Origin of the sequence: Acidithiobacillus ferriphilus, assembly GCF_018854775.1 — a bacterium.
Taxonomy (GTDB): domain Bacteria; phylum Pseudomonadota; class Gammaproteobacteria; order Acidithiobacillales; family Acidithiobacillaceae; genus Acidithiobacillus; species Acidithiobacillus ferriphilus.
This window is the reverse complement of sequence record NZ_JAAZTY010000183.1, coordinates 1-8,527: the sequence shown is the minus strand read 5'-3', so window position 1 is coordinate 8,527 and position 8,527 is coordinate 1. Positions and strand designations below refer to the sequence as shown.

At 57.1% G+C, this 8,527-nt stretch carries 7 protein-coding genes and 1 pseudogene; 2 read left to right on the top strand and 6 right to left on the bottom strand.

Going from position 1 to position 8,527, the window contains the following annotated elements; all coding sequences use genetic code 11:
- Nucleotides 1-322: pseudogene (locus HF921_RS11695) on the top strand (integrase core domain-containing protein); the annotation flags it as partial.
- On the opposite strand, the gene HF921_RS11690 reads toward HF921_RS11695, so the two are convergent.
- The gene (locus HF921_RS11690; RefSeq protein WP_226834556.1) at nucleotides 323-817 is read right to left on the bottom strand and encodes a TnsA endonuclease N-terminal domain-containing protein; all 495 of its coding nucleotides are present in this window, start codon (nucleotides 815-817) and stop codon (nucleotides 323-325) included.
- Nucleotides 818-2,155: 1,338 nt separating this feature from the next.
- Here HF921_RS11690 and HF921_RS11685 point away from each other — a divergent pair.
- On the top strand, nucleotides 2,156-2,377 hold the full coding sequence (locus HF921_RS11685) for a hypothetical protein (RefSeq protein WP_198660538.1): 222 nt from the start codon (nucleotides 2,156-2,158) through the stop codon (nucleotides 2,375-2,377).
- A 527-nt stretch (nucleotides 2,378-2,904) separates the two neighbouring features.
- On the opposite strand, the gene HF921_RS11680 is transcribed toward HF921_RS11685, so the two are convergent.
- The 5 genes from HF921_RS11680 to HF921_RS11660 all read right to left on the bottom strand — a co-directional run.
- Nucleotides 2,905-3,213 (bottom strand): hypothetical protein, encoded by a 309-nt coding sequence (locus HF921_RS11680; protein WP_010642724.1) that lies wholly within the window; start codon nucleotides 3,211-3,213, stop codon nucleotides 2,905-2,907.
- A gap of 117 nt (nucleotides 3,214-3,330) precedes the next feature.
- Nucleotides 3,331-3,693 (bottom strand): copper-binding protein, encoded by a 363-nt coding sequence (locus HF921_RS11675; RefSeq protein ID WP_010642723.1) that lies wholly within the window; start codon nucleotides 3,691-3,693, stop codon nucleotides 3,331-3,333.
- Between the two features lie 127 nt (nucleotides 3,694-3,820).
- Nucleotides 3,821-4,567 carry a cytochrome b/b6 domain-containing protein gene (locus HF921_RS11670; protein WP_010642721.1) on the bottom strand — a complete coding sequence of 249 codons (747 nt, stop codon included), beginning with the start codon at nucleotides 4,565-4,567 and terminating at the stop codon, nucleotides 3,821-3,823.
- 25 nt (nucleotides 4,568-4,592) lie between these two features.
- On the bottom strand, nucleotides 4,593-7,703 hold the full coding sequence (locus HF921_RS11665; RefSeq protein WP_014028268.1) for an efflux RND transporter permease subunit: 3,111 nt from the start codon (nucleotides 7,701-7,703) through the stop codon (nucleotides 4,593-4,595).
- On the bottom strand, nucleotides 7,696-8,527 hold an 832-nt coding region (locus tag HF921_RS11660), incomplete at its 5' end, for an efflux RND transporter periplasmic adaptor subunit (RefSeq protein WP_215893859.1). The genes HF921_RS11660 and HF921_RS11665, both read right to left, overlap by 8 nt.

Genomic DNA, 8,527 nt, shown 5'->3' with positions numbered 1-8,527 from the left:
CCGTGGTTCGCAATATGTCAGCATCCGCTATACAGAACGGCTTGCCGAGGCTGGCATTGAACCCTCTGTGGGGAGCAAGGGAGACAGCTACGACAACGCCCTGGCAGAAACCATCAATGGACTGTACAAGGCCGAACTGATCCATCGTCGTGCGCCCTGGAAAACCAAAGCGTCCCTGGAACTGGCCACCCTGGAATGAGTGCATTGGTTTAACCATCACCGACTTCTGGAACCCTTGGGATATATCCCTCCGGCAGAAGCTGAGGCACAATATTACCAGAACTCGCCCGTCAGGCCGGTAAAGCGGCATGACTTACATTAATCAGCCTCTACAATACCCGGGGCGGTTCAGTACCCAATAGCGCCGTTCGATTTCCAACTTATCGATGACGCGAGGTTTTTCGAGTTCGCTGGCGGGCTTGACGGCACGGGCCAACTGCCTCAGCTTCCCTTCATAAGCGATATCGACCAAAAAATCCGTAGTCATGACTATTTCCGTAGCGGCGTCTCGCGGATGCTTTATATCGAGATCCGCGGCAATACGGCGGGTGTATTCACGGTCGAGGGGATACTGCTCGCGGATGTCCGTAACGGTATCCGCCCAGTCAAACTGGTAAAAAGCATCCCGCTCAATGTCGGAGAGGAGGTGGTGTACGCGGCCGGTCTTGATTCCGGCAATTCGATGTGAACGGCCATGGGAGGCCACATCCTGTATGGTCAGCCACGGCTTGTAACTTGTACCGCGGCCTCGCCCTCGCCCTTCTTTCTGGAAGCGCGCGATTTTGCCTTCATCAAACGCGTAACGCCGACGAGCCATAGCAGGTATCCCCAACCTGATGATCTGTGAGTCAGCATACACCTTCACTCCAAAGCTGAAAACACAGGATGATACTTTTTTGTCCGTTAACAATTTGTGTTAACGGACAAAAAAGTATCATCCTGGATCAGCCGTATCCCATTGATTCTACGCTTTGAACAATTTCCACGTTTCACGAAGTATCATCCTGAGTAGACCCACCGCCTTTGCCGACCCTGAGATGGTGGACAATAAAGTTTCATCCTGGCGCCTACGGGCATCCCTTGTGCTTGCGCTACACCCAATGACACATAAGCAGCGAAAGCGGTCACTCGTTTATTCTTTCATTCTGTCACCGCTATCATCCCCGAATAATGGGGCGATATCCTACGGGGCCTTTTGCGCTTCAGTCTCCCTGGCCTCGCAGGGGGTGCGTTTGTTACCCGAATTCGCCGATCCAAAAAAGCCAACAAGAAAAGAGGGGTTAGCTGCGGCATCGTGTGCCATGTACCATTTCACGGTATGGCTATCATCCAGGCCATCGGAACGCGAACACCCTGCAAGAGCGATTATTACGAGCAACGCGATGAGGAGCTTATTCATGACGGCGTCCTTTTCAATTGTCATAGGTTCAGTCGCTCTCACTCTTGACCCAATTGCCATCACATGCAGTGACGGATGGTTTGACTGCTTCGTTACGGCTAACCATCAAAAGAAGTTCGGCGTATTTGGCCACAGTAGCGGGACCGTCCACCTCCCAGGTCGGATCTGGAATCCAATCTTCACCGCAGCACGACACCAAAGACGCTGTTAAAGCTATAGCCCGCGCTGATTATTGCCAACAGACACCAAGTTTATCGTCCCGAAGTGGATAATCTTACATCTGGTTCGAATATTTTTACATGCGGCAAATTGTCGCACCCACCGTTTTGCTATGCCTCGTTAGGCGATGGGGTGGTTGCATTGTCAGGACAATTGATACCATTTTGTCTTGTGCCATCTGCCCAGCAGAGGTTGGAACAGCTGATTTTTCCGGGTTCATGGTAATGTTATGGGACGCTGGACTTGGCTCCCCGCAGGTTTTTGAGAGGGTACGCCAGCTATGTGCGTCAAGAGCAGCAATCAACGACCATAATTCCGCGATTATGTCCCGATCCCTCATAGGCCACGGGGACCATGAGGATGAGAAACGGAATGAAAAATTCGATTCCGTAGGCGGCGCCGGTTTGAGCATAGGTTATCACCCCATGCGGCATCGTTGTCCGCGATCATAACGAGAATTCCTGGCCCGATGAGAATGAGAAAGAGCCAGAGCCGTTTCCAAAAGGACGGGCTCTGAATCAATGCTTCCCGTAGCTGATGGATCCGCCAGCGGTCGGCCACCCGGTGGTGCTGATCCTGCTGGCGGCGAGTAAGACACCGACATTGGCGATCAAGTCATTTCGAGAGCACAGCCAACTGGAACTCATGTTTAGGTTGTGGCCACGGGATCGGTATGGCGTCCATCTCGCAGCTTTTGTCTTCACAGCAATTAGCCATTTGTGGTATCCCTTGAGTTTGCTGTACCTGGCGGTAGCGTAACCTCTGCACCGGCTGTTCGACGAATATATACCCGAATACCTCACCAAAATAACTCTAAAATCCGTTATGGTGATTTTGCCTTACGCCAATAAGCGGCAGCGCACTGCTGGCTGTATCCCGCGCAGCCTTTACCCGATGACGGGGGGGGGGCTTGCGGTTCTGCAGTAGCACCGCAAGCAGTCCGTGCCCGTCCAAGTGTGTTTCCACCCCCAAAGACCATGAGAAGCAAACCGCCAAGTGGTCAGCCGTTGGGTGACCATCTTCACAACGAAAAACTCCATCCTATCAGGTGAATCTCCTGATTTCAGCGAACGGGAACTGCTGTTTTTAGGATTAAGCATGTATTCATTCCTCACCTTTAACTTTCAGCAGCCAAAATAACGGGAATTTTGCCTTCAGCGCCACGACCAATTTTCCGCCCGATCATCCCTTCCCCACAAAGGCATCATCCCGTTACACCAAGCCATCCGGCCAGTAGATGCTATCGCTCCGCCCGCCATGAAGGCCTGATGGCGCCAGCGGCTACATCAATAAGCGTTTATTGCCTGTATTTGTTTGCCAATCTCGGCAATCTTTCGGGCGTCCTTCACGACTTCCGTCCAGTGACCATCCTTGATCTGTACAATCATGGTGTGTGTCAAATATTCTGCTTTATCTGTCAGTATTTTTGTCTCATACCTTGGATTGGTTGGCGCATGATCTTCGCGTGCATAGGCAGATAATGGCGCGGTCATAAGAATCGTCATCATAAAACCCCGCAGGGCAGCATGGCGAAATCTGATCGTCATGATCTGACTTTCTTTGCATATTTCTTGGTGGGATGTTCCCAGTGTCATGGTGAATCCTACTGTATTTATTCAGCTAAATTTAGTGGCAATCCAGTGGATGATATAACTCGATAATATCCCCATGGTGTTCCCCGATGTGCCGGATTACAGGGTTACTCCGTATTTTCATTGTCTGACCGGCGTGATCCTGGTGATGATGTACCCCCCGGCAGCATCCTTTGCGAAACTGAATTTCACCATTTCTCCAGCCTTGTAGCCGTTGAGCATAGCCTTGTTCTGGAGCAGGAAATTCATTGACATACTGGGCCAGCCAAGGGCCTTGACGGGGCCCATGGCGACATTGACCATGTTCGCAGCGGGATTGATGCTGTTGATTTTGCCCTGCCCCATGAAGGTCTGGGCCTTGGTCGCTTGGCCTGATACGGTGCCCATATTGTCCATGCCCGGCATGTTGCCCGTGGCCGCATATGCCGGAAGCGTGACCGCCGCCGAACACGCCAGGATGAGGGTGAGATAAAAACGTTTCATGTTCGTCTCCTTGCTGTTGTTGAACTGTTCGTTTATCAAAATTAAGCACTTGGTTATGACTACAATTTTCGGTGCCCTTCCTTTCCGCCCATGGCGAATTTGACCGTCCGTACCACTCGCCTACCCATCACTCATGCCTGGTTTTCGTGATATCTCCGTTATTTGAAGTAATATCGTCCAGCCCTTTCGTCCCGCCGCTCAGGTCTGCCTGGACACCGAGCGCAGCGTCCCAATCGGCATGAAGGGCTTGGTGTTCCGACTCAGTGAACCCCTTGTGACCGTGGATCATGGCCGATATCAAGCCGTGGCGGCCCGCAACCTCGTGCGCGATCACGAGCGCCACATGGACAATGACGAAGGCAAGCAGCAGAAAGAATCCCCATTCATGCATCACCATCAACGGGGAGTTCATCGCTTCACTGTCCGGCATAAGCGAGAGGCTGATTCCCAAGGCGATCTGCGCCACGGCAATCAGGAAAAAGGCGAGATAGGCGGGGCCAGCGAAAGCGTTATGCCCCCGATAGGGAGAAATCGGGCGTCGGAAGCCGCTCAGATAACAGGAGAGGGTTTCCCGCCAGATGCGGCGCTGGGCTGACGTCAGGGGCAGGAGGTCGCGCCAGCGCGCCGTCGGCGGGCCGACAAAGAGCCAGATGATGCGCACCACCAGCCCGGCGGCGAAAGCATAGCCGCCGACATAATGGATGATGTCGATCTTTCCCATCAGGGCGTCAGACATGTCGTTACCCAAGGCCAGGAGGGTCGCGCCTGAGGTGAATTGCGCCATCATGGCAAGCGCCATCCACCAATGCAGTGCCCGCAGCAGCGGGTCCCAGACAGGGTGCAGGATATAGCGGGTGTCCGTTGCCAACATCATTACTTCCTCCTCATCCGTAGTCTCATCATCGTAGGCCCAATCGCCGCTTCTGCCACAGGGCGTAAAGGGCAGGAATTACCAGCAGCGCCAGTAACGCGGCGCTGAACATGCCGCCCACCATGGGGGCGGCAATGCGCTTCATCACATCGGCACCGGCGCCATGACTGAACATGATGGGTAAGAGGCCACCCACCACCAGGGTCAAGGTCATGGCTAGGGGCCGTAGGCGCAGCATGGTCCCCTCGATGACGGCAAGCTGAAGGTCATGCCAGGTCCGCAAGGCGTCACGGGCCTGTCGCCGGAGGAGTGCCTGGTCCAGGTAGAGAAGCATCACCACCCCGAATTCTGCCGCCACTCCCGCCAAGGCAATGAAACCCACTGCCACCGCCACCGAGAGCTTGTAATTCAGCCAATAGATGAGCCAGAAACCACCGACCAGAGACAGGGGCAAAGTCAGCAGGATGATGGTCACCTCCACCCAGTTTTTGAAATTGAAGTAGAGGAGCAGGGCGATCAGCAGAATCACCGCAGGAATGACCAGTTCCAGGCGCTTGGCGGCCTGCTCCATGACCTGATACTGGCCTACCCAGGAGACAGTATAACCTCCTGGGAGATGGACGGCTTTCGCAATGGCCGCTTTGGCGCGGGGTACATAGGCACCGATGTTGGTGCCCGGCTTCGGGTCAATATAGATCCAACTGTTCAGGCGACTGTTGTCGCTGGTAAGCATGGCAGGCCCGCCCTCGATCCGGAGATCGGCCACCTGGGCCAGAGGGATCTGGGCACCATCGGGAGCGGCGATGCGGCTTTCCATCAGGGTGGACAGGGATTGGCGCAGTTCCCGGGGGTAACGGAGATCCACCGGGAAGCGTTCCAGCCCTTGTACTGCGGTGGTCAGGACCTTGCCACCGATGGCCGTTTCCACGAGACGGTTCACATCCGCCACCGAAAGGCCAAAACGGGCGGCCTTGGCACGATCGGTGTGGATGACGATGTAGCGGCCGCCGGTGACCCGAGCGGCATAGGCGCTCTGGGTGCCGGGTACCTTGCGCAGGACGGTCTGGAGTTCCTGCCCCAGGCGGTTCAGGGTATCGAGATCCGTTCCGCCGATTTTAATGCCTAATGGCGTCTGGAGACCGGTAGTCAGCATATCCACCCGTCCCTTGAGCGGTTGTGTCCAGATATTCGACAGGCCAGGGACTTGCAAGGCTTTGTTCATCTTGCTTTGCAGCTTGTGCATGGTCATCCCGGCTGGCCACTGGTCGGGATTTTTCAAATTCACCACCGTATCAAACATGGACAGAGGCGATTGGTCCGTCGCCGTTTGTGCCCTTCCGGCCTCGCCGAAGACCGTCTCCACCTCGGGGAAGGTCTTCAGGATGCGGTCCGTCTGCTGTAGGAGCGTGGCTGCCTGACCGATGGAGACTGCCGGGTCTTGGGTGACCGGCATGTAGAGCAGCGTCCCCTCGTTCAGGGGGGGCATAAATTCCGACCCCAGGCGGTTCCAGGGGTAGTAGAGGGTGGCCGTGAGCAGCAGGGCGAGGACCAAAATGATCCAGGGGGCGCGCAGGACAGTGTGGATGACCGGTCGGTAGAGGAAAGCCAGGACCCGATTCAGGGGGTTTTTGTTTTCAGGGCGGATGCGGCCGCGGATGAACCATGCCATGAGAATGGGCACCACGGTTATGGAAAGGATGGCGGCGGCGGCCACGGAAAACGTCTTGGTAAAGGCGAGGGGCGCAAAGAGCTTGCCCTCCTCGCCACCCAAGGCGAAGACCGGCAGGAAGGAAACAGCGATGATAATCAGCGAGAAAAACAGTGCCGGACCGACCTCCTCCGCCGCCGCCATCGCCGCCGCCCAGGGGTCGCCACCGGGGTTGTGTTCCAAATGCTTGTGCATGTTTTCGATCATGACCACGGGGGCATCCATCATCACGCCGATGGCAATGGCGATGCCGCCCAGGGACATGATGTTGGCGGGGACACCCATGGCCCACATGATGAGGATGGCGGCCAGTATTCCCAGCGGCAGGGCGACGAGGGCCACCAGCGCCGAACGCGCGCGCAGCAGAAAGAGCAGGGAGATGAGCGCCACCGCCAGGGATTCTTCCAGCAACTTGCCGGTCAGGGTATGAATGCTGCGCTGGATGAGCGGGGCCTGGCTATAAGTCGTGACAACCTGCACGCCCTTGGGCAGGGAGGGCTGGATGTCCTTCAGCTTGCGCTGGATCTGGTGGATGAGGGCATAGGCGTTGCCACCCTGGTTCATCATCACGATACCGCCCACCACCTGGCCCTGGCCATTGAGATCGGCGACGCCGTTGGGCAATTGTGGACCCAACTGCACCCGGGCCACCTCCCGCAGCGTAATGGGCACATCGTTGCGTACGGCCAGCGACGCATCTTGCAGGTCTTTCAGGGAATGGATATAGCCCGAGGTGCGGACGATATAACTCGCTCCTCCCATGTCCACCACCGAGCCGCTGGTCTCCCCATTGGCAGCCCGAATAGCGGCCTCCACTTCCGGCAGAGTCAGGTTATAGGCGAGGAGCTTCTGGGGATCCACCACCACCTGGTACTCCTGCACCATGCCCCCCACCGTGGCCACCTCCGCGACGCCGGAGATGGCCTGCAGTTCGTACTTGAGAAACCAGTTCTGCAGGGTGGTGAGCTGGGCGAGATTCAAGGTCCCGCCGGGATCGGTGAGGGCATACTCGAAGATCCAGTCCACCCCCGAACTGTTCGGCCCCAGGGCCGGGGTGATCCCCGGCGGCAGCTTGGACTGCACCTGGCTCAGGTATTGGAGTACCAGATTGCGGGCCTGATAGATGCTGGTGCCCCCTTTGAAGAGGACGTAGACATAGGAGTCCCCGAACATGGAGTAGCCGCGCACGGCTTGGGCACCGGGTACCTCCTGCAGGGTGGTTTCCAGAGGATAGGTGACCTGGTCCTGAATGATTTGCGGCGCCTGGCCAGGGTAGGAGGTCTTAACGATGACCTGGGTGGGCGAAATGTCGGGGAGTGCTTCCAGGGGGATGTTGATCACCGCCAGCGTACCGCCGACGATCAATACCAGGACGGCGATCACGACCAGCAAACGGTTTTCCATACACCAACGCATGATCGCTCTAATCATGAGATTTGCCTCCTTGACCCCTGTTCATCCCGACCATGACGCCCGGACCGGATGAGGCCGGTGGCGTTGGCGGGGCACCAGCATTCCCGGCGGGAGCGGCGGACGCAGGGGGCTTCCGGCCCTGAGTCATGTTCTGCGGCTGGGAAATCCCGGTGCCCGGCGCGGCACTCGTGGTGCCCCCCAGCATACGAGCCTTCACCGACTGGAACCGGGATTCGGAATAGAGCAGGAACTGGGCGCTTTCCACTACCCGGTCACCCGTTTTGAGTCCCTTGTCGATGGCTACCCAACCGTCGGCCTCCGCCCCTAGAGCGACCTGTACCGGCAGGAAGTGTCCTTGGCCCTCGCCCAGCATCACGTAATCTCTCTGACCGGTACGCAGTACGGCACTGCTGGGCACCGCCAGAGTCTCCGCAGCGCTGGCCAGAACCGTGGCGTCGCTATAAGTGCCGGGGCGTAGCATCCCGCCGGGATTGGGAAAACTCAGCCGGGCCGTCACCGTCCGGTTTTTGGGGTCCAGTGTCGGGTAGAGAAAGTTCAGGCGTCCCTCCCAGGATTTGCCGGGATAGGCGGGCAGATGCAAGCGCACGGCATCGCCGATATGTACCCACGGTAACTGGTAGGAATAGAGCGCCACATTGACCCAAACCCGGTCGAGGTTGGCTATTTCATAGAGATTCGTTTGCGGCGAGACATAACCACCCTGGCGCGCATGGAGGGTCTCGACCACCCCGGAAGTGGGAGCTATGACCGCTACATTGCGTTCCGCTGTGCCGTGCCGGGCTAGAGCCGCGATCTGGTTTTCCGGCATGCCCAGCAGTCGC